Raw genomic sequence first — 21318 nt, 5'->3', positions numbered from 1 at the left:
CGTTGGGCGTATGGCCGTGAATGAAGTGCGTGCTCCGCTTCGAACCCATCCCGATGATCGGCAGTGTCATTCTCAACAGCGCGTAAGCGCACTGGCTCATGGGGTGCTTCAAATCCACGGAGCGGGGGCGCCCCCTGCCAGGAGGGAATGATCTTCCCGTGCTGTCAGATAGCTCTCAGATCGGCAATGACTGAGAAGGGCGCGGAGGCATTGATCACGCCGGTGAACATCTCGCTGTCCCTGTAGGTCTTGGTGGCGGGGTCGAGAATGTAGGTGTAGGTGATGGGGACACCAGTCGCGGCCTGCTCGATGCGCCAGTAGAAGGGGATGCCTGCCTTGGCGTACTGGTCTACCTTTACGACCCGGTCGGTGGTCTCCGAGCCGGGCGAAACGACCTCGACGACCAAGAGCACGTGCTCGGGGCGAGTAGGTGCCAGGTCGAGGGTCTCTGCCCGGTAGACGATGATGTCCGGACGACGATTGGTGAGCGGGACGTCCTGCAGGCGGACATCGAAGTCCGTATCGGCGTTCCAGTCCGAGCCTGCGGCAGCATCCAGTGCATTGGCCAGGGTCCGGGCCAACCGGTTATGCCGCTTGGAAGCACTCGGACTCACGACGACCATTCCGTCCACGACCTCAATGTCGGCACACTGCTCCTCGGACCAGGAGTCGTACTGCTCCGCGCTGATCTGCGTATGCATCCACGCGGGCGCCACCATCTCGGCGGTCATGGCGTACCTCCTTCGAGGAACTCGACGTCCCAGCACTGCTGGGCTCAGCCTACTGCCCTGTGATGTGGGTGTGCCCGATTCGAAAGAGCGCCAGGAGGAGCAGAGGGCGAGCCGCGGGGTTCGCCTCGTCGGGCGGCGCGCACGCGCAGCTCTGACCGGGCGCGGGCCCGTAGGGGAGGGGACGCGGGCGGCCGGGGCGGCACGCGCGGACGTGTGTCGTGCACGATGGAGGAATGGCGAACCGACTCGCGGACGAGACCAGCCCCTACCTGCTGCAGCACGCGGAGAACCCCGTCGACTGGTGGCCCTGGTCGGAGGCGGCGTTCGCCGAGGCCCGCAGTCGCGGCGTGCCGGTGCTGCTGAGCGTCGGGTACGCGAGCTGCCACTGGTGCCACGTCATGGCGCACGAGAGCTTCGAGGACGAGGCGACCGCCGAGTACCTCAACGAGCACTTCGTCTCCGTCAAGGTCGACCGGGAGGAGCGTCCCGACGTCGACTCGGTCTACATGGAGGCCGTGCAGGCGGCCACCGGCCAGGGCGGCTGGCCCATGACGGTCTTCCTCAACCCCGAGGCCGAGCCCTTCTACTTCGGTACGTACTTCCCGCCGGCGCCCCGGCACGGCATGCCCTCGTTCCGGCAGGTGCTGGAGGGCGTCGCCACGGCGTGGGACGAGCGGCGTCAGGAAGTCGCCGACGTCGCCGGGCGCATCGCGCGGGACCTCGCGAACCGCGGGATCCGCTACGAGCAGCCCGAGCCTCCGGGACCGGAGGAACTGGCGGGCGCGCTGCTGGAGTTGACCCGCGACTTCGACTCCTCCCGCGGCGGGTTCGGCGGGGCGCCGAAGTTCCCGCCGTCCATGGCGCTGGAGTTCCTGCTCCGCCACCACGCGCGCACCGGTGCGGAGGGGGCGCTGGAGATGGTCGAGCGCACCTGCGAGGCCATGGCGCGCGGCGGCGTCTACGACCAGCTCGCCGGGGGCTTCGCCCGCTACTCCGTCGACGCCGGCTGGGTCGTGCCGCACTTCGAGAAGATGCTCTACGACAACGCGCTGCTGTGCCGCGTCTACGCCCACGTCTGGCGGGCCACCGGTTCGGAGCTGGCGCGCCGCGTCGCGCTGGAGACCGCGGACTTCATGGTGCGCGAACTGGGCACCGCGCAGGGCGGTTTCGCCTCGGCCCTGGACGCGGACAGCGACGACGGGAGCGGCCGCCACCGCGAGGGCGCGTACTACGTGTGGACGCCCGCGGAGCTGAGCGAGGTGCTCGGCGAGGAGGACGCCCGGTGGGCCGCGGAACGGTACGGAGTGACGCAGCAGGGCACCTTCGAGGAGGGCGCCTCGGTGCTGCAACTCCCCGCGGGGGAGGGCGAGCCGGGCGGCGAGGAGGACGAGGAGCGGGCCGCGTCCGTACGGGAGCGGCTGCTGCGCGCCCGTGAGGAGCGCCCCCGGCCCGAGCGTGACGACAAGGTCGTGGCCGCCTGGAACGGCCTGGCCGTCGCCGCCCTCGCGGAGACCGGCGCCTACTTCGGGCGCCCGGACCTCGTCGAGGCCGCCACCGCCGCGGCGCGCCTGCTCGCGGAGGTGCACGTCAACGGGGACGGCCGCCTCGTACGCACCTCGCGCGACGGGACGGCCGGTCCGAGCGCGGGGGTCCTGGAGGACTACGCCGACGTGGCGGAAGGCCTGATGAGCCTCTACTCCGTGACGGGCGAGGCGAGTTGGCTGGAGCGCGCCGGAGCGCTGCTGGAGACGGTGCTCGTCCACTTCACCGCGCCCGACGGCACGCTCTACGACACGGCCGACGACGCCGAGGTCCTCATCCGCCGCCCCCAGGACCCCACCGACAGCGCGACCCCCTCGGGCTGGACGGCCGCCGCGCAGGCCCTGCTCTCCTACGCCGCCTTCACCGGCCGCAGTCGCCACCGGGAGGCCGCGGAACGGGCGTTGGGCATCGTGCGGGCGCTGGCGGCCCGTGCGCCCCGCTTCATCGGCTGGGGCCTCGCCGCGGCGGAGGCCGCACTCGACGGCCCCCGCGAGGTCGCCGTGGTCGGGCCGAGTGCGGACACCGTCACCTCGGAGCTGCACCGGACGGCCCTGCTGTCCACCGCTCCCGGCGCGGTCGTCGCGCTCGGCGAGCCCAACTCCCCGGCGGCGCTGGACGTTCCGCTGCTGCGGGACCGTCCGCTGCTGGACGGCAGGCCGACGGCCTACGTCTGCCGCAACTTCACGTGCGACGCCCCGACCTCGGACCGGGCGGTGCTGGAGCGCGCCCTGCGGGGCTGAGGCCGCTGCGGCGGGCCGGGCACACCGTGTGCGGGGCGGCCGGCGAGCGTCCGGAACCCCGCCGGGCCCCTCCGGCGCGGCCAGGGCCTCCGCCGTGCCGCTCGGTCGGCACCCGGGCGGGCCCCCGCCGTGCCGCCCGGTCCCTGCCCCGGGGTGAGCAATAACACGAGGCGCCGCACCGGACCCGCCCGTATGGTGGCGATATGCAGGTGATCCAGTCGACGAAGCTCGCCAACGTCTGTTACGAGATCCGCGGTCCGGTTCTTGAGGAGGCGACACGGCTGGAGGCGGCGGGTCACCGCATCCTCAAGCTCAACACCGGCAACCCCGCGGCCTTCGGGTTCGAGTGCCCGCCGGAGATCCTCGAGGACATGGTCCGCAACGTGGGCGAGGCCCACGGCTACGGGGACGCGAAGGGGCTGCTCTCCGCCCGCCGCGCGGTGATGCAGCACTACCAGACGCAGGGCGTCGAACTGTCGGTCGAGGACATCTACCTCGGCAACGGCGTCTCCGAGCTGATCCAGATGTCGATGCAGGCCCTGCTCGACGACGGTGACGAGGTGCTCGTCCCCGCACCGGACTACCCGCTGTGGACGGCCTCCGTCTCGCTGTCCGGCGGTACGGCGGTGCACTACCGCTGCGACGAGCAGTCCGACTGGATGCCGGACCTGGCCGACGTGGAGCGCAAGGTCACCGACCGCACGAAGGCGCTCGTCGTCATCAACCCGAACAACCCCACGGGTGCGGTCTACGACGAGGAGATGCTCCGCGGCCTCACCGACATCGCCCGCCGGCACGGCCTCATCGTCTACTCGGACGAGATCTACGACAAGATCCTCTACGACGGCGCGACGCACACGCCGACCACGGTCGTCGCCCCCGACCTGCTCACCGTCACCTTCAACGGCCTGTCGAAGGCGTACCGCGTGGCCGGCTACCGCAGCGGCTGGATGGCCGTCTGCGGTCCGAAGCACCACGCCCAGAGCTACATCGAGGGCCTCACGATCCTCGCGAACATGCGCCTGTGCGCGAACATGCCCGCACAGCACGCCGTGGCCGCGGCGCTCGGAGGGCGCCAGTCGATCAATGACCTCGTCCTGCCCGGCGGGCGGCTCCTGGAGCAGCGCGACACCGTCCATGAGCTGCTGACGCAGATCCCGGGCGTGACCTGTGTGAAGCCGAAGGGCGCCATCTACGCCTTCCCCCGGCTCGACCCGAAGGTCTACAAGATCAAGGACGACCGGGAGATGGTGCTCGACCTGCTGCGGGCCGAGCAGATCATGATCGTCCACGGCACGGGCTTCAACTGGCCTGAACCGGACCACTTCCGCATCGTCAACCTGCCGCCCGTCGACGAGCTGGAGGACGCGGTCACCCGTATCGGTGCATTCCTCGACGGTTACGGGCAGCCGTAGCGGCAGGATCGCGCCACGCTGTCGTCCTGTCTGCTGCGGGGCCGCGCAGCCGCGCATGGTGCGCCCGTTCCCCGCTGTCCGGGCCTCCGCCGAGGCGCGGCACGGGAGCACGTCGGCCACCCGGTGAGTGACGCCCCAGGTGAAGGGGCCGTTCCGGGCTGCCCGCCTGCCTGTCCGCCTGCCTGTCCGCTGAGCCGGACGGGGCGGGGGCCCTCACTACGCGCGCGGTAGCACGTCCGGTGTGCCCGGGGTGTACGAGAGAACCGCAGTGGCGAGTCGACGCCGTTCTGTACGCTGCGCCCCTGGTCGCGGCGGCCTCCCCGGAAAGCGGCGGCAGCCTTTCATGTACATGGCTCAACTTTAGACCTGGTCCAAGTTAGGATAGCTTTCTGGCCACGTCACCCAGGAGGCCGATCATGTACGAACCGATCCGCGCCAAGTCGGTGCACTCCATGGCTGCCGACGCGGATTTCCCGCACCGTACGCGGGCCGAGGAGCTGCAGATCCGGCTGGCAGGGCACCTCACTGCTCTGCTCACGGTGACGGACGAGCTGCGCGCCCTCACTCCGAGCCCCGAACTGGACGAGGCGGGCGCGGAGTTGGCGGAGCAGGTGACCCGCCTGCGGGACGGCGCCGCACCGCTGCGCGCGGCCCCGTCCGTGCGCATGGCCGACCCCGAGCACATCGACTCGCTCCACCACCGGGCGCACACCCTCGCCGGGCACGCCGTCGTGATCGCCACGTACCGGGACGACGAGGAAGCCGTCCGCCTGGCCACCGAGTGCCGGGACAGGCACGCCTCGGCGCTCGGGCTCACGGCCGCCTGACCGGCCCGGGAGAGACGGGACGGCGGCCGCCGCCGTCCCCATCCAGCACACGACGCCCTCCCCCGGCCCGCACTCTCGCGGGCCGGGGGAGGGCGTCAAGTCCGGGCGTCAGCCCAGGCGTTCGACCAGGGCGCGGTACTCGTCCCACAGTTCCTTCGGCGTGTGGTCGCCGAAGGTGTTGAGGTGGTCGGGCACGAGCGCCGCCTCCTCGCGCCACACCTCCCTGTCCACCTTCAGGATGAAGTCCAGCTCCTCGTCGGAGAGTTCGAGGCCGTCCCGGTCGAGGGACTCCTTCGTCGGCAGCACGCCGATGGGCGTCTCGACGCCCTCGGCCTCGCCGTTGAGCCGCTGCACGATCCACTTCAGGACGCGGCTGTTCTCACCGAAGCCCGGCCAGACGAACTTGCCGTCCTCGTCCTTCTTGAACCAGTTGACGTAGTAGATCTTCGGCAGCTTGGCCTGGTCGGCGTTCTTCCCGACCTTCACCCAGTGGGCGAAGTAGTCGCCCATGTTGTAGCCGCAGAAGGGCAGCATGGCGAAGGGGTCGCGGCGGAGTTCGCCGACCTTTCCCTCGGCGGCGGCCGTCTTCTCGCTGGCCACGTTCGCGCCCAGGAAGACGCCGTGCTGCCAGCTGAAGGACTCGGTCACCAGCGGGACGGCCGTCGCGCGGCGTCCGCCGAAGAGGATCGCCGAGATGGGCACGCCCTTCGGGTCCTCCCACTCCGGCGCGATGATCGGGCACTGGCCGGCCGGGACGGTGAAGCGGGCGTTGGGGTGGGCCGCGGGGGTTCCGGACTCGGGAGTCCAGTCGTTGCCCCTCCAGTCCGTCAGGTGGGCGGGCGTCTCCTCCGTCATGCCCTCCCACCACACGTCGCCGTCGTCGGTCAGGGCGACGTTGGTGAAGACGGAGTTGCCCCAGAGGGTCTTCATCGCGTTGGCGTTGGTGTGCTCGCCGGTGCCGGGGGCGACGCCGAAGAAGCCCGCCTCGGGGTTGATGGCGTAGAGCCGTCCGTCCTCGCCGAAGCGCATCCAGGCGATGTCGTCGCCGATGGTCTCGACCGTCCAGCCCTTGATGGTGGGCTCCAGCATGGCCAGGTTCGTCTTGCCGCAGGCCGAAGGGAACGCGGCGGCCACGTACTTGGCCTCACCGCGCGGCGGCGTCAGCTTGAGGACGAGCATGTGCTCGGCGAGCCAGCCCTCGTCGCGCGCCATGACGGAGGCGATGCGCAGGGCGTAGCACTTCTTGCCCAGCAGGGCGTTGCCGCCGTAGCCGGAGCCGAAGGACCAGATCTCGCGGCTCTCGGGGAAGTGGGAGATGTACTTGGTGCTGTTGCACGGCCACGGCACGTCCTGCTCGCCCGGTGCCAGCGGGGCGCCGACGCTGTGCACGGCCTTCACGAAGAAGCCGTCCTCACCCAGCTCGTCGAGGACCGGCTGTCCCATGCGGGTCATGGTGCGCATGGCGACGGCGACGTAGGCGGAGTCGGTGATCTCGACGCCCAGCGCGGAGAGCGGGGAGCCGAGCGGGCCCATGCAGAAGGGGACGACGTACATCGTGCGGCCGCGCATGCAGCCGCGGAAGAGTCCTCCGGTGCCGTCCTCGCCCTGGAAGAGCTCCCGCATCTCGGCGGGGGCCTTCCAGTGGTTGGTCGGCCCGGCGTCCTCCTCCTTCTCGGAGCAGATGAACGTGCGGTCCTCGACGCGGGCGACGTCGGTCGGGTCGGAGGCGGCGTAGTACGAGTGCGGCCGCTTCACCGGGTCGAGCTTGGTGAACGTGCCCTTCTCCACGAGCTCTTCGCACAGGCGCTCGTACTCGGATTCGGAGCCGTTGCACCAGACGATCCGCTCCGGCTCGGTCAGGGCGGCGATCTCCTCGACCCAGGAGACCAGCTCCTGGTGGCGGGTCGGAACGGTGTTGATGACAGGAGCCGCAGAACTGCGCGCCACGATCTCTCCAGACTTTGAGGGTTCGTGCGGACCGTGCACGTCGATCCGCTGATGGTCTGACTCGTCTCTTCTGCCCCTTGGGGGCCGCGGCCCGGATGCGTTCGTGGCGGGTGCTGCTGTGCTGGTGCGTGCGTGCGGCTCGCTCATCCGGTGCCACCCTTGCTCCTCTGAGCATGGGAGCGTATCGGCTGCATGTCCAGATGGAAAGGATGTGTCCATCGCCACTCGATCGACCGGCATCGGTGTTCAACCGGCCATTCTTGGGTTACGGCCCCGTAGCTACGATGGGCCGTATGACTGACGCCTCCCGGTCGAACAAGCCCGTGAGCTCCGCGGAACCCGCGGACGGCACCGGCGGGTCCGAGCAGTGGGACCGCTCCGGCTCGTCCGCCGCCGCCACCCTCGAATCGGCCGCGGCGTCCGTCACTTCGGCTGCCGCGGCGCTGCCCGCGTACATCAAGCCGCGGCTCCGCGGCTGGCTGCACGCCGGGATGTTCCCCGCCGTCCTCGCCGCGGGCGTCTTCCTGACGGCGCTGGCCGACAGCAGCCGCGGCCGCATCGCCTGCGCGGTCTACACGCTCACGGCCTGCCTGCTCTTCGGGGTCAGCGCGCTCTACCACCGGGGGGACTGGGGGCCGCGCGCGTACGCCGTGCTGCGGCGCCTCGACCACGCCAACATCTTCCTGATCATCGCCGGCACCTACACGCCGCTCACGATCCTGCTGCTGCCCGGCAGCCACAGTGCCCCGCTGCTGTGGGGCGTGTGGGGCGCCGCCGTACTCGGCATAGCCTTCCGCGTCTTCTGGGTCGGCGCCCCGCGGTGGCTCTACACGCCGTGCTACATCGCGATGGGCTGGGCAGCCGTCTTCTACCTGCCGGACTTCCTGCGCGAGGGGGGCATCGCCGTGCTCGTCTGCGTCGTCACGGGCGGGCTGCTCTACAGCGCGGGGGGCGTCGTCTACGGCATCAAGCGGCCGAATCCGTCGCCGCGCTGGTTCGGGTTCCACGAGGTGTTCCACTCGCTCACGCTTGCGGCCTTCGTGGTGCACTACGTGGGGATCTCGCTGGTCGCGTACCAGCACGCGTAGTTGCGTGGCCGCGGAGCCGCTCGACCGCGGACCGCTCGACCGCGGAACCGTCGGAACCGCGAAGTCGCGCGTCCCGCAGGGCTTCTGCCGCGGCACCCCGGGACTGCGGGACAGGGGGCGCGCACGCTCCCTGCAAGAGGCCATGTGAGCAGCGAAAACGCAACTTCGACAGGGCCCGTGGGGGCGGCTACCTTCACCTGGTCCTCGGCGATCGCCCTCGGCCGCACGGCGGTTCGTTCAGGCTGAGCCGCCCGCGACGGGTGGAGCGGGCCGCGCCCCGGCAGTCTCCACTCCCAGGCGTGCGCCGCCGAAGCGGCACCTCACCATGCACCTCTGGCCAGGGAGAGACGTATGCCCCATGTCGCGCTGTACACGTTCGGCGTCCTCAAGTCGCCTCTCACCGATCCCGCGCCTCTCACGCGCGAGTTCTACGACACCGGCGAGGCCGTCTACCGGAGGATGAGCGGGCAGCCCGGATACCTCGCCCGTGCTGAAGCCGCGGAAGGCGGCCGGGGCGCGCTCTTCGAGGCGGACTGGGGCGCATGGGGGGAGTTCGCCGTACCCGCCTGGTACGGCAAGGGCCGTACGGCGGAGACGGCCGCCCTGGCCGCGACTCTCTCGCTCTGGACCGGCCTGCGCGCCGCCTTCGACGCCGTCTACACCGGTCTGCACGGTGAGGCGCTGAAGCGGCGTCACGACTGGTTCGAGGGGACGGGCCACCCGAACCACGTCCTCTGGTGGGTCTCCGAGGGCGCGACCCCCACGTGGCAGGACGGGGTGTCGAGGCTGGAGCACCTCCACGGCCACCGCCCCGCGCCGCACGCCTTCACCTTCCGGCAGCCGTTCACCCCGGAGGGAACTCCCGCCAGGATCAAGGGCGTCGACGGGCGGGACACAGAGCGCCCCGCCCCTCCGGGGGAAGCCTGAACGACCCGGTCCGCCGTCCGGCTCTCCGGCCGAGCGACGGTGGTCGGAGACGTCCGCGCCAGGGCCGGGCCGAGCGCCGCCGGTCAGGACGTGCGGCGGTCAGTCAGGGCGTGCGGCGGACGGAGCGTCCGGCGAGGACGTCCGTGCGGCGGCCTTCGTCCATCACGAACCGGCCGTCGATCAAGACGTACGGGATGCCGTCCGGCAGGGCCCGCGGGTTGTCGAACGTCGAGCCCGGCGCGACCGTTTCGGCGTCGAAGAGGACGAGGTCCGCGCGGTGGCCCTCGCGGACGAGGCCGCGGTCCGGCAGGCGCAGCCGGGCGGCCGCCCGCGAGGTGAGGTGCGCGACGCACTCCTCCAGGGTGAGGACGCCCAACTCCCGTACGTAGCGCCCGAGGTACTGGGGGAAGGTGCCGTACGCCCGCGGGTGGGGCTTCTCGCCCTGAAGGATGCCGTCGCTGCCCGCGGTGTGCACCCGGTGCCGCATGATGTGCCGGACGTTCTCCTCGTGGCCGACGTGCTGGAGGATCGTCGTGCCCAGGCGGTCCTCGACCAGCAGTCGGCGTGCCGTGGCGAAGGCGTCCTCGCCGCGCATCGCGGCCGACTCGGCCACGGTCCTGCCCACGTAGCCGGAGAGGGCGGGGTCGGAGACACCGGAGATCTCGATCGTCGACCAGTCCATCGGCACGCCGTGGCATCCGTCGGCGCCCTCGACCTCCATGGTGTGCCGGATGCGTGCGCACGTCGCGTCGTCGGACAGGCGGTCCATGACCGCCTCGGGGCCGCCGGCGCTCGCCCAGCTGGGCAGCATCGCCACGAGGGTCGTGCACCCCGGGGTGTACGGGTAGGTGTCGAGGGTGATGTCCGCGCCGCCGTCCAGGGCGCGGTCGAGGAGGGCGGTCAGTTCCGGCCCCCTGCCCTCGTTGACGCCGAAGTTCATGGTGGCGTGGGCGAGATGGAGAGCGCAGCCCGCGTCCCGGGAGAGGGCGACCATCTCCTCGTACGCCTGGAGCGCGTCCCTGCCGTAGGAGCGGTGGTGCGGGCAGTAGTAGCCCCCGTAGGAGGCCACCGTGCGGCACAGCTCGGTGAGTTCGGCGTCCGAGGCGTACATGCCGGGCGTGTAGGTGAGGCCCGAGGACATCCCGACCGCGCCCTGTTCGAGGCCCTCGGCGACGAGGCGGCGCATCTCGGCGGTCTCCTCGGCGGACGCCGGCCGGTCGTCCCAGCCGACGGCGAGCATCCGGACGCTGCCCTGCGGCACGAGGTACGCCGCGTTGACGGCGGTGCCCTGGCGGTCGATGCGGTCCAGGTACTCGCCGACGGTGCGCCAGTCGAAGTCGACGTCGTCGCCGGGGCCGTTCCAGCCGGCGATGGCGCTGCGCACCTCCGCCAGGGTGCGGTCGTCGACGGGGGCGTAGGAGAGCCCGTCCTGCCCGACGACTTCGAGGGTGACGCCCTGCGCGGCCTTGGCCGAGTGGTCGGGGTCGCGGAGGAGTGCGAGGTCGGAGTGGGCGTGCATGTCGATGAAGCCGGGCGCGAGGGTGAGGCCCGCGGCGTCGAGGGTGCGGCCGGTGCCCACCGGGCGCGGGCCGGTCCCCTCGGCGACGACGGCCGTGATGCGTCCCTCCTCGACGGCGACGTCCGCACGGTAGGCGGGCTCGCCCGAGCCGTCGGCGACGGTGGCGTCGCGGATCAGCAGGCTGTCCATGGCTTACCCTCCCGGCTCGGGTCGGTCAGAAGAACGTGCGGATGTAGTCCGTGACCGTGCCGTCCGCGGTCGCCTGCGGGATGAGCTGCCACTTGTCGAAGATCGTGCAGGGGTGGGAGAGGCCGAGGCCCACCCAGTCCCCGACGGCCAGGTCGCCGGCGCTCTCGGTGCTCACCCACGCGTGCTGGTCGGAGAGGGCGGTGACCGTGATGCCGTCGGCCGGTCGCGTCGCGCCGTCCGGTCCGCGGACCGTGTGGGGCTGGGGAAGGTGGAGGTCGAACGCCGCGTCGCGCTTCCCCGCGTTGAGGAACGCCTGGTGCGGCGTCGGACGGGAGACCACCTGCGCCCAGAGCGTGAACGCCGCCTGGAGCGCGCCCTCTTCGGGGACGCGGTTGAACGGCGTCCTGTCGCGGTACTGGCCGTCGTCGTGGGAGACGTACGCCCCCGAGCGGAGGAGCTTCAGCACGGGTTTCGACAGCACGGGGATCTCCTCGAAGACCTCGGCCACCGCGTCGAACCAGGCGCTGCCGCCCGCGCTGACGACGATCCCGTCCACGTCGCCGAAGCGGCCCGCCGCGTCGAACTCCGCGGCGAGGGCGGTGAGTCGGCGGAGCCATGCGGTGACCGCGGCGGGTGAGGCGCCGGGCACCTCGCCCTCGTAGCCCGCGACGCCGACGAGGCGCAGGGACGAGGCGGCCGCGACGGCGTCGGCGACCGCCGCGCACTCGGCCTCGGTGCGGACGCCTGTGCGCGCCTCCGCTCCCGCGGCGAGTTCGACGACGACGTCGACAGGGCGTTGCGCGCCGCGCAGCGCCCTGTCCATCTGGGCGACGCCCTCGGTGGAGTCGACGTAGCAGACGAAGCGGAAGTCCGGGTCGGAGTCGAGCTCCCGGGACAGCCAGCGCAGGGCCGCGGGGTCGACGAGTTCGTTGCCGAGGAAGATGCGCCGGACCCCGAACGCCCGTGCCACACGCACCTGGTGGGGGACGGCGAGGGTGATCCCCCAGGCGCCGTGGGCGACTTGGCGTGCGAAGAGCTGGGGGGCCATGGAGGTCTTGCCGTGCGGTGCGAACGCGAGGCCGTGGCGTTCGGTGTAGGTCCTCATCAGCGTGAGGTTGTGCTCCAGACGCTCCGCGGAGAGCGCCAGCACGGGTGTGGTGAAGCCGCCCGTGAACAGGTTGCGGCCTTCCGCGGCGAGGGCTCCGACGGTGGTGCCGGACGCGTCGGGCGGCAGCCCCTTGAAGCGGTGGTCGACGCGCTCCTCGGCGAGGGCGGCGAGAGCGGCCTGCGGGTCCGCGCTGGACATGGCGACTCCGATTCATTGCAAGTAATGCAATCCGCATTGCGTATTTCGCTTACGGCTGTCTAGCATCCCGGCGAATACCCGTCAATCGATGAGAAGTGGTGCGCACAGTGGCGAGCACCGATGTCGTGTGTCTCGGCGAATCCATGGTCACGTTCCTGCCGTCGCAGCCCGGACGGCTGGCCGACGTGCCGTCCTTCGAGCGCGCCATCGGCGGTGCCGAGTCCAACGTGGCCTGTGCGCTTGCGGGTTCGGGGTGGAGGGTGAGGTGGGTCAGCCGGGTCGGCGTGGACGGCTTCGGCGACCACCTCGTGGAGGCGGTCGCGGCTCGCGGCGTGGATGTCGGACTCGTCGGACGCGACCGCGCCCGCTCCACCGGCATCTACTTCCGCACGGACGGTGAGCGGCCCACCACCATGGACGCCTCGCAGGGCGGCGTCGCCGAGGTCCTGTACTACCGCGCCGGATCCGCCGCCTCCGCCATGTCGCCCCGCACCGTGGACGTCGCGGCGATCGACGACACCGCCGTGCTGCATGTGAGCGGCATCACCGCCGCGCTCTCCGAGGACTGCCTGGAGCTGATGCGCGTCCTGACGGCGCCCCGCGCGGGACGTCCGCTCGTCTCGTTCGACGTCAACTACCGCGTAGGGCTGTGGAAGCGGGCGGGACGCGACCCGGCCGTGCTGCTCGATCTCGCCCGCGGCTGCGACCTCGTCTTCGTCGGCGAGGACGAGGCGGCGGCGGCCTGGGGCGTCACCGACGGCCCCGCGGCCGTCAGGGCGGCGCTTCCCGAGCCGGCCGTGCTGATCGTCAAGCAGGGCGGGAAGGGCGCGACGGCGTTCGTACGGCGCGGCGGGGACGGGGACGGGGGCAGAGAGGCCGGGAGCGGCGGATGCGGGGCGGAGTACGTCGTCACCGTGCCCGCTCTGCGCGTCGACGTCGTGGGGCCCGTCGGCGCGGGGGACGGCTTCGCCGCGGGTGTGATCTCCGCGACGCTGCGCGGCCTGCCCGTCCGTGAGCGGCTCCGGCACGGGCACCTCACCGCCGCGGCCGCCCTCACGGTGCCCGGTGATCTCGCCGAGCCCCCCGCCCGTCCGTTCGCGGACCGGCTGGCCGCCCTGGACGACGAGGCGTGGGGGAGACTGCGCCTCGGCCCCGGGTGGGACACCGCGAACGCACAGAAGGCGAACGAACCATGAGCCAGACAGTTGACCGCGCCCTGACGATCCTGCCGCTGCTGGCCGAGGGTCCGGCGAATCTGGAGCAGGTCGCGACGCGGCTCGGCGTCCACAAGTCCACGGCTCTGCGGCTGCTCCGCACCCTCCACGAGCACGGCATCGTCCACCGCCAGCCCGACCAGCGCTACCGCCTGGGCGCGCGCCTCTTCGCCCTCGCCCAGCAGGCCGCCGAGAACCTCGACGTACGGGAGATAGCCCACCCCCATCTCGTGGAGCTCAACGCCCGGACGGGGCACACCGTCCACCTCGCCGTGCACGAGGGGGACGAGGTCGTCTACATCGACAAGGTCGAGAGCCGCTACCCGGTGCGGATGTACTCGCGCATCGGGAAGCCCGTGGCGATCACCGTGGCCGCCGTCGCGAAACTGCTCCTGGCCGACCTGCCCGAGCCGGAGAGGCGCCTGCTCGCCGAGCGGCTCGAATATCCCCGCTATACGTCCCGTTCCCTCACCAGCGCCGCCGCCTTCCTCGAGGAGCTGGCCAGGGTGCGGGAACAGGGCTGGGCCACCGACCTGGGTGGCCACGAGGAGTCCATCAACTGCGTCGGCGCTCCGGTGCGCGGGCCCGACGGGCGCGCTGTCGCGGCCATGTCGGTCTCCGCGCCGAACGTCGTCGTCAGCGCGGACGAACTCCTCGAACTGCTCCCGCTGGTGCGCCGCACCGCCGACGCCGTCAGCACCGAGTACTCCGGAAAGACCCCACCCAAGGAAGCCCGATCATGAGCGAGAAGCTGACCAAGACGGCCCTCACCCCGCCGACCCACACCACCCCGCCCGCGAAGTTCTCGCACGGCGTCCGCAAGGGCGGCCTGCTGCAGGTGGCGGGGCAGGTCGGGTTCGGTCCGGCCGAGCCCGGGCAGGCGCCCCGGCCTGTCGGCCCCGGGCTGCGGGAGCAGACCCTGCAGACCTTCGCCAACGTCGAGTCCATCCTCAGGGAGGGCGGCGCGAGCTGGGAGGACGTGGTGATGATCCGCGTCTACCTCACCGACACCGCGCACTTCGCCGAGTTCAACGAGGTCTACGACGAGTACTTCGCGGACCTCACCGAGGCCCCGGCCGCGCGCACCACCGTCTACGTGGGCCTTCCCGCGGGGCTGCTCGTCGAGGCCGACGCCCTCGCCGTCCTCGGCTGAGAAGCCGCCGCCCCTCCGGCGCCCGGCCCCCCTCCCCGGGACGCCGCACCCCCCGATGCCCGAACCCCCCAGCCCACCCCCGCAGTTGACACGAGAACCACGAGGTCCACCATGCTGCTCACCGCTCCGGCGCCGGAGGAGGCGCCGCCGCACACAGGCGGTCTGCTCGCACTCATAGGCGGCACCGGCGGTCTGCTGACCGTCGCCGCGCTGGGCATCCTGCTGCTGCTCTTCCTCATCATCAAGATCCGGCTGCAGCCCTTCGTGGCCCTGCTGGGCGTCTCGATCGCCGTGGGCCTCGCGTCGGGCCTCTCGGTGACCGAACTCTTCGGCACCGTGCAGAAGTCGGACGCCGTCTCCCTCATCGAGGAGGGCATGGGCGGCATCCTCGGACACGTCGCCATCATCATCGGCCTCGGCACCATGCTGGGCGCGATACTCGAGGTCAGCGGCGGCGCGGAGGCGCTCTCACGGCGGCTCCTGAACCTCTTCGGGGAGAGGCGCGCACCGCTGGCCATGGGCCTGACAGGCCTCATCTTCGGTATCCCCGTCTTCTTCGACGTCGGCATCTTCGTCCTGGCGCCGATCGTCTACGCGGCGGCGAAGCGCTCCGGGAAGTCGATCATCCTCTACGCCATGCCGCTGCTGGCCGGCCTGTCCATGACGCACGCCTTCCTGCCGCCGCACCCGGGCCCGGTCGCGGCCGCGGGACTGCTCAAGGTCGACCTGGGCTGGGTGATCATGATGGGCGTCGTCACGGGCATCCCCGCCGTCGCCGCCGCCTGGGCGTACTCGACGTGGATCGGCAACCGGCTCTTCGTCGAGGTCCCGCAGGACATGGTCGAGGCCGCCGAGGAGTCCAAGGCGGCCGTCGAGGCGGAGAAGAAGGCCGCAGGCGTGACGGGGGAGAAGCCCGTCTCGCTGAGCGTGGTGCTCGCCATCATCGGGACGCCGCTGCTGCTCATCCTGATGGCGACGTTCTCCTCCATCGCGCTCGACCCTTCGACGCTCCGCTCCGTCCTGGAGTTCTTCGGGCACCCCTTCGTGGCGCTGACGATCGCACTGCTGCTCGCGTACTGGCAGCTCGGGCTCAAGCACGGCTGGTCCCGCCAGTCCCTGGAGACCGTCTCGACCGCTTCGCTGAAGCCCATCGGCAACATCCTGCTGGTGGTCGGCGCGGGCGGTGTCTTCGGGGCGGTCCTCGAGGGCAGCGGCGTCGCGCAGGCGCTGGCGGACACCTTCGACGACGCGGGCCTGCCGGTGATCGTGCTGGCGTATCTGCTCTCGCTCGTGCTGCGGGTGGCGCAGGGCTCGGCGACGGTGGCGATCGTCACCACCGCGGGCATCGTCGCTCCGCTGCTGGCGGCCGGGGACTTCTCGCAGCCGCACGCCGCGCTGGTCATCATGGCGATCTCGGCGGGCTCCATCTTCGCGTCCCATGTGAACGACGGCGGATTCTGGATCGTCTCGCAGTACTTCGGCATCTCGGAGCGGGACACCCTGAAGTCCTGGACCGTGCTGGAGTCCGTCCTGTCGGTCGCCGGCTTCGCGGTGGCCGCCCTGGTGAGCCTGGTCGTCTAGGGGGTACCTCCGGCCCCGCAGGGACGCCCGGCCCGCCTGGAACCTCATCTTCCGGTTCTGGGGGCGCCGTTGTGGTCCTGTGGGGTCTTGTGGAGGCACCTCTCCTGCGCCAAGAATGCACGGCGTCATCCCCCACGAATCATCGCTTCGATATTCGGTGAAGGAGAGGAACCCCCCACCATGAAACGACCTCTCGTCGGCTCCCTGGCAGCGACGCTCTTCGCGGCCGTCGCAGTCACCGGAGCGGCCGCGACGCCGGCGGCCGCCGCCGAGCAGCAGTCCTCCGGTTCCGCGAAGTCCGCGGTGCCGGCCGCCGCCCCCGACTTCGCGGGCACGGTCGCGCTCAGCAACTGCTCGGGCTCGCTGGTGAAGATGCCCGAGTCCAAGGACACGGACCCCGGTCTCGTGCTGTCCAACGGGCACTGTCTCGAAGAGGGCATGCCGGAGCCCGGCAAGGTCGTCGTCGACCAGCCGTCGCAGCGCAGCTTCTCCCTTCTCGACGCCTCCGGCGCCGAGGCGGGCCAGCTGACCTCAACCAAGATCAGCTACGCCACGATGACCGACACCGACGTCTCGCTCTACGAACTCGACGCCACGTACGAGGAGATCAAGAGCGAGACGGGCATCGACGCGCTGGAGGTCCAGGCCGCGCACCCCGAGGCCGGCAAGGCCATCACCGTCGTCTCCGGTTACTGGAAGGAGACCTACAGCTGCTCCATCGACGGCTTCGTGCACGAGCTGCGCGAGGACGGCTGGACGATGAAGGACTCCCTGCGCTACACGAACGAGTGCGACACCAAGGGCGGTACGTCCGGGTCGCCGGTCATCGACGACGCCTCCGGGAAGATCGTCGGCGTGAACAACACCCGTAACGAGAACGGGCAGGAGTGCACGCTCAACAACCCCTGCGAGGTTGACGAGAACGGCAACGTCACCGTCAACGAGGGCACCGCGTACGGTCAGCAGACCCACACCCTGACCAGCTGCATCGCCGCTGGCAACAAGGTCGACCTGAGCCTGCCCGACTGCAAGCTGCCCAAGCCGTAAGCGGAGCTCCTGCTTGGGCGGGCCGGTGTCGTGGCGCGGCGGTGCCACGACACCGGGTCGGTCATCGGGAGAGGCCCGACAGGCCGGCGTCCGCTTCATCACGGGCGAAGCCCCCGGACATGCCGTCCGGGGGCTTCGCGTGCGTACGGGGCGGTGGGGACGCCCCGCAGCGGCTGGCGTGGTGCGCGGTCTCACCCCAGGGCGTCGACGTGCGGGCCCACCGTGCCGGACCAGCTGTTGCCGTTGGAGGCGTCCCAGTTGGTGGACCAGGTCATCGCGCCCCGCAGGCCCGGGTAGGTCTGCGAGGGCTTGAAGCTGCCGCAGTTCTCGCCCTTGGCCAGGCAGTCGATGGCGGCCGTCACGACGCCGGGCTCGACGTAGCCGGAGCCGGCGGCGCTGGAGGAGGCCGGGGTGCCGATGCCGACCTGCGAGGCGTCGAGTCCGCCCTCCAGCTGGATGCACGCGAGCGCGGTGAGGAAGTCCACCGAGCCCTGGGAGTAGACCTTGCCGTCGCAGCCGTTCATCGAACCGCTGTTGTAGTACTGCATGTTGACGACGGTCAGGTAGTCCTTGATGTTGAGCGCCGTCTTGAAGTACTCGGTCGACGTGGACTGCATGTCGATGGTCTGCGGCGCCATCGTCACCACGACGTCGCTCTTCCGGCTGTGGATGCTGTCCAGCGCCTTCGTCATGTACGTGGAGTTGAGGCCGTTCTCCAGGTCGATGTCGACACCGTCGAAGCCGTACTCGTCCATGAGGCCGACGACGCTGTCCGCGAAGGCCGTGGCGGAGGCGTCGTCCGCCACGCTGACGGCGCCCTTCTCCCCTCCGACCGAGACGATCACGGACTTGCCCGCCGCGTGCTTCGCCTCGATGTCAGCCTTGAACTCGTCCTCGGAGCCGTAGCCCGTGGCCGGGTCGAGGGTGAAGTCGACCTGGCCGGGAGTGCCGGTGGCGTCGGCGAAGGAGACGGCGATGATGTCGTAGTCGCCGGGTACGTCCGAGAGCTTCTGCTTGGCCGCCCCGTTGTCGAAGTTCTGCCAGTAGCCGGTCACCGCGTGCGCCGGCACTGCCGAGGCGCCTACCGCGGGCTGCTCCGAGACGGCCGGCGCCTCGGCGGCGGCCGCGGTTCCTGTGAGCAGTCCGCAGATTGTCAGTGCCGCTGCTGTGACGGCGCCGAGCGTGCGCGGGCCGCCGCGGAAGTGGGATCGGGTCTTTGCGCGTGCCACAACTGCCTCCGTGGTGGGGGGAGATGGGAGAAAGCGGTGCGGAGCATGGCGCGCCGGGCCCGTCGCGTCGCAGACAACATGGTCCAGACCAATGCGCTTGTCAAGGCTTCCGGCAGCCGGACGAGGCCTTGTGCTGATCGTCCATGGGGGGATTTGATTCGCCGGGCAGCACCTGACTAGGGGACGAGTACAGAGGCGGTAGGAGATGGCAACCGAAGACAGCACGCACAGCGGGGAGTCCGCCCCGGCCGCGCCTCCCGTCCGGAAGGCCAGCTGGAAGCTGGTGGGGCCGGGCATCGTCGTCGCGGCGACCGGCGTCGGCGCGGGCGACCTCGTCGCCACGCTCATCGCCGGCAGCAAGTACGGCTACACGCTGATGTGGGCCGCCGTCATCGGCTGCATAGTCAAGATCGCGCTGGCCGAGGCGACGGGCCGCTGGCACCTGGCGACCGGCCGGACGATCTTCGACGGCTGGCGCTCGCTCGGCTCCTGGACCACCGTCTACTTCGCGGTCTACGTCGTCGTCTGGGGCTTCGTGTACGGCGGCACGGCCATGTCCTCCTCGGGACTGCCGCTGGACGCCCTCTTCCCCGGCGTGCTCAACCTCAAGGCCTGGGCGATCATCACCGGACTGGTGGGGCTCGCCTTCGTCTGGTTCAACCGGTACGCCGTCTTCGAGAAGGTCATGACGGTGCTCATCGGCGTGATGTTCGTGATCGTCGTGTACGTCGCGATCCGCGTGTCGCCGGACATCGGCGCCAGCTTCGCCGGGCTGCTCCCCGTGCTCCCCGACGGGTCCCTGCTCTACACCCTCGGCCTGATCGGCGGCGTGGGCGGCACGATCACCATGGCCGCGTACGGGTACTGGGTGAACGCCAAGGGGTGGACCGACAGCAGCTGGATGAAGATGATGCGGCTCGACAACCGGGTCGCCTACATCACGACCGGTGTCTTCGTCGTCGCGATGCTGATCGTCGGGGCCGAGCTGCTGCACGCCTCGCAGGTGGCCATCGCCGAGGGCGACAAGGGCCTCGCCGACCTCGGCAAGGTCCTCGAGGAGCGGTTCGGCGGCTTCACCGCCAAGCTCTTCCTCATCGGCTTCTTCGCCACCTCCTTCACCTCGCTGATCGGCGTGTGGCACGGCGTGAGCCTGATGTTCGCCGACTTCGTCGAACGCCTCCAGGCGGCCCGGAAGGGCGGCGGGAGCGACGAGGGGCCCGTGGCGGCCGTGGCCCGCGGCAGCCGGGAGCGTTCGGTGCCCTTCCGCGCCTACCTGCTCTGGCTGACGTTCCCGCCGATGACGCTGCTGTGGCTGGACCAGCCCTTCGGACTCGTCGTCGCCTACGGCGTACTCGGCGCGTTCTTCATGCCGTTCCTCGCGCTGACTCTCATGTGGCTGCTCAACTCCAGCCGTACGCCCCGGGAATGGCGGAACGGCATCCTGAGCAACGTGATGCTCTTCCTCTCCGGGATGCTCTTCATCGTGCTGTGCGTACAGCAGGTGCGCGAGCTGCCCTGGTGAGCCGCGGAACACCCCGCTGACCAGCCCACCGGTCCGTCCTGCGGCGCCCTCGCCCCTCCGGGGCGGGGGCGTTGCGCTGCCGTCGCCGCGCGGGCCCGTACGTCCGATCCCGATCGGCCCGTACGTCCGATCCCGATTGACGCGCTCCCGGCCCGGGGTATGGCAGGGGGAGCGGGGCCCGGCCGGATGCCGTGACGAGGTGTCGGGCGCCACAGCTCCGCCGTAAGGTGTGATGTCGTCAGATCAGCATGACGGCCGACAACTTGCGTGTCGTCGGCCCGGCACGGATTCCGGGGGCGGGAGGGCGGGATGCCAACTGCGCTGGCAGTCACCAGCGATGGTCACATGCTGCCTCCGCCCGACCGGCAGACCCCGCGGGCGCACGTGTTCCGCCCGCCGGGCGACCAGCCGCTGGAGCTCGCGCTCGCCGAGACGCAGCGCCTGGTCAACCAGCACGGCCACCTCGTCGTCGTGTATCCGGCGACGCTGGACAAGCCCTTCGTGCACCGGCTGCACACCATCCGCTCCGTGCTGGAGAGCGACCGGATCGCCCTGCTGCCGACGCGGCTGCCGCCGCTCGGAACGGCCGTCCTCGTACGGCAGTTGAGGCAGCTCTCGCTGTGCGACTTCAGCCCCGGCGTGCTCGCCGCCGCCGCGCGGCTGCTCGCCCACTACGTCTACGCGGGTGCACTGCTCAACTCCGTCGCCAAGCTCGACCACGTCTCCGTACCGCTCACCGCCCACGCCAAGTCCTGGATGTCCAGGTCCCAGTTCGCAGTCCTCGCCGCCCCCGGTACCCAGCTGGTACGGCTCGACGCGAACGGGGCGGCGGGCGGCGGCGGAAGCGAAGCGAGCCTGGCGGGACCGCAGTTCCCCACGCACCTCACGGTCGCCCGAGGCGCCCTCAACTCCGAGTGGGTGAACGGCACGCTGGCCGCCCAGTGGAACGTACGGGGAGTCCAGGAGGCGCAGCTGCCCGGGGAGTCGGCCCGCTGGTGGGGCACCGGAAAGCTCATCGAGTTCGCCGCCGCCATCCCGGACGTCTCCGTCCTCTACCAGCTCGTCTCGTCCGTGCGGCGCGACGAATGCCACTGGTGCGGCCTCGAACTCATCGGCGACCGCTGCGCGTTCTGCGCCGCACCCGCCTCGTACGGGCCCGCGCCCGCGTCCCGCCGCGCGCCCGGCCCCCAGGTGGCGACCCGCCAGGACGCCACCGCCCGCCCCGCCGCAGCGGGCCGCGGCGGCAGCGGCCTCGGCGGTTACCGCCGCGCATCCGCGGGCCCTCCCGCCGCCCCGCACACCCGTCACGCCGTCGTCGCCGATCCCCGAGGTCTGTAGTCC

The 21318-nt window shown here is 71.1% G+C and carries 17 protein-coding genes; 12 read left to right on the top strand and 5 right to left on the bottom strand.

Annotation, left to right across the window (positions count from 1 at the left end; all coding sequences use genetic code 11):
- Window positions 1-164: 164 nt before the first annotated feature.
- Window positions 165-731 carry a Uma2 family endonuclease gene (locus H181DRAFT_RS04650; protein ID WP_045862877.1) on the bottom strand — a complete coding sequence of 189 codons (567 nt, stop codon included), beginning with the start codon at window positions 729-731 and terminating at the stop codon, window positions 165-167.
- A 233-nt stretch (window positions 732-964) separates the two neighbouring features.
- On the opposite strand from H181DRAFT_RS04650, the gene H181DRAFT_RS04645 reads away from it, so the two are divergent.
- The 3 genes from H181DRAFT_RS04645 to H181DRAFT_RS04635 all read left to right on the top strand — a co-directional run bounded on the left by H181DRAFT_RS04645 (window position 965) and on the right by H181DRAFT_RS04635 (window position 5255).
- On the top strand, window positions 965-3013 hold the full coding sequence (locus tag H181DRAFT_RS04645; protein WP_045862876.1) for a thioredoxin domain-containing protein: 2049 nt from the start codon (window positions 965-967) through the stop codon (window positions 3011-3013).
- 203 nt (window positions 3014-3216) lie between these two features.
- Entirely contained in the window at window positions 3217-4428 is a 1212-nt protein-coding gene (locus H181DRAFT_RS04640; protein ID WP_045862875.1) for a pyridoxal phosphate-dependent aminotransferase, read from the top strand.
- A gap of 416 nt (window positions 4429-4844) precedes the next feature.
- Complete coding sequence (locus H181DRAFT_RS04635) at window positions 4845-5255, top strand: SCO4983 family protein (protein WP_045862874.1); 411 nt, start codon at window positions 4845-4847, stop codon at window positions 5253-5255.
- A gap of 108 nt (window positions 5256-5363) precedes the next feature.
- On the opposite strand, the gene H181DRAFT_RS04630 is transcribed toward H181DRAFT_RS04635, so the two are convergent.
- Window positions 5364-7202, bottom strand: coding sequence for a phosphoenolpyruvate carboxykinase (GTP) (locus H181DRAFT_RS04630; RefSeq protein ID WP_045862873.1), 1839 nt, complete (start codon window positions 7200-7202; stop codon window positions 5364-5366).
- A 293-nt stretch (window positions 7203-7495) separates the two neighbouring features.
- Between H181DRAFT_RS04630 and H181DRAFT_RS04625 the strand changes: the two genes are divergently transcribed.
- Window positions 7496-8290, top strand: a complete 795-nt coding sequence (locus H181DRAFT_RS04625; protein WP_078895484.1) for a PAQR family membrane homeostasis protein TrhA — start codon at window positions 7496-7498, stop codon at window positions 8288-8290.
- A 351-nt stretch (window positions 8291-8641) separates the two neighbouring features.
- Window positions 8642-9217, top strand: a complete 576-nt coding sequence (locus H181DRAFT_RS04620) for a DUF3291 domain-containing protein (protein WP_045862872.1) — start codon at window positions 8642-8644, stop codon at window positions 9215-9217.
- A 103-nt stretch (window positions 9218-9320) separates the two neighbouring features.
- On the opposite strand, the gene H181DRAFT_RS04615 is transcribed toward H181DRAFT_RS04620, so the two are convergent.
- Window positions 9321-10925: an N-acyl-D-amino-acid deacylase family protein gene (locus H181DRAFT_RS04615; protein WP_045862871.1), complete on the bottom strand. Its 1605-nt coding sequence runs from the start codon at window positions 10923-10925 to the stop codon at window positions 9321-9323.
- Window positions 10926-10950: 25 nt separating this feature from the next.
- The gene (locus H181DRAFT_RS04610) at window positions 10951-12231 is read right to left on the bottom strand and encodes an alanine racemase (protein ID WP_045862870.1); all 1281 of its coding nucleotides are present in this window, start codon (window positions 12229-12231) and stop codon (window positions 10951-10953) included.
- A gap of 107 nt (window positions 12232-12338) precedes the next feature.
- Between H181DRAFT_RS04610 and H181DRAFT_RS04605 the strand changes: the two genes are divergently transcribed.
- The 5 genes from H181DRAFT_RS04605 (at window position 12339) to H181DRAFT_RS04585 (ending at window position 17226) form a co-directional block, all read left to right on the top strand.
- Entirely contained in the window at window positions 12339-13427 is a 1089-nt protein-coding gene (locus tag H181DRAFT_RS04605) for a sugar kinase (RefSeq protein ID WP_302622626.1), read from the top strand.
- Complete coding sequence (locus H181DRAFT_RS04600) at window positions 13424-14188, top strand: IclR family transcriptional regulator (RefSeq protein WP_045862868.1); 765 nt, start codon at window positions 13424-13426, stop codon at window positions 14186-14188. The genes H181DRAFT_RS04605 and H181DRAFT_RS04600 overlap by 4 nt, the downstream gene beginning before the upstream one ends.
- Window positions 14185-14598 (top strand): RidA family protein, encoded by a 414-nt coding sequence (locus H181DRAFT_RS04595; RefSeq protein WP_045862867.1) that lies wholly within the window; start codon window positions 14185-14187, stop codon window positions 14596-14598. Before H181DRAFT_RS04600 ends, H181DRAFT_RS04595 begins: the two co-directional genes overlap by 4 nt.
- A 111-nt stretch (window positions 14599-14709) precedes the next feature.
- Window positions 14710-16179, top strand: coding sequence for a GntP family permease (locus tag H181DRAFT_RS04590; RefSeq protein ID WP_045862866.1), 1470 nt, complete (start codon window positions 14710-14712; stop codon window positions 16177-16179).
- A 180-nt stretch (window positions 16180-16359) separates the two neighbouring features.
- Window positions 16360-17226 carry a S1 family peptidase gene (locus H181DRAFT_RS04585; protein ID WP_045862865.1) on the top strand — a complete coding sequence of 289 codons (867 nt, stop codon included), beginning with the start codon at window positions 16360-16362 and terminating at the stop codon, window positions 17224-17226.
- Window positions 17227-17417: 191 nt separating this feature from the next.
- Here H181DRAFT_RS04585 and H181DRAFT_RS04580 read toward each other — a convergent pair whose 3' ends face one another.
- The gene (locus H181DRAFT_RS04580) at window positions 17418-18455 is read right to left on the bottom strand and encodes a chitinase (RefSeq protein WP_045862864.1); all 1038 of its coding nucleotides are present in this window, start codon (window positions 18453-18455) and stop codon (window positions 17418-17420) included.
- Between the two features lie 205 nt (window positions 18456-18660).
- On the opposite strand from H181DRAFT_RS04580, the gene H181DRAFT_RS04575 reads away from it, so the two are divergent.
- Both H181DRAFT_RS04575 and H181DRAFT_RS04570 read left to right on the top strand, forming a co-directional pair.
- Complete coding sequence (locus tag H181DRAFT_RS04575; RefSeq protein WP_045862863.1) at window positions 18661-19977, top strand: Nramp family divalent metal transporter; 1317 nt, start codon at window positions 18661-18663, stop codon at window positions 19975-19977.
- Window positions 19978-20286: 309 nt separating this feature from the next.
- Window positions 20287-21315, top strand: a complete 1029-nt coding sequence (locus tag H181DRAFT_RS04570; RefSeq protein WP_074467707.1) for a hypothetical protein — start codon at window positions 20287-20289, stop codon at window positions 21313-21315.
- Window positions 21316-21318: the final 3 nt, after the last annotated feature.

It is taken from the genome of Streptomyces sp. WMMB 714, assembly GCF_900090125.1.
In the GTDB taxonomy this organism is placed as follows: domain Bacteria; phylum Actinomycetota; class Actinomycetes; order Streptomycetales; family Streptomycetaceae; genus Streptomyces; species Streptomyces daqingensis.
This window is presented reverse-complemented; position numbering and strand designations above follow the sequence as displayed.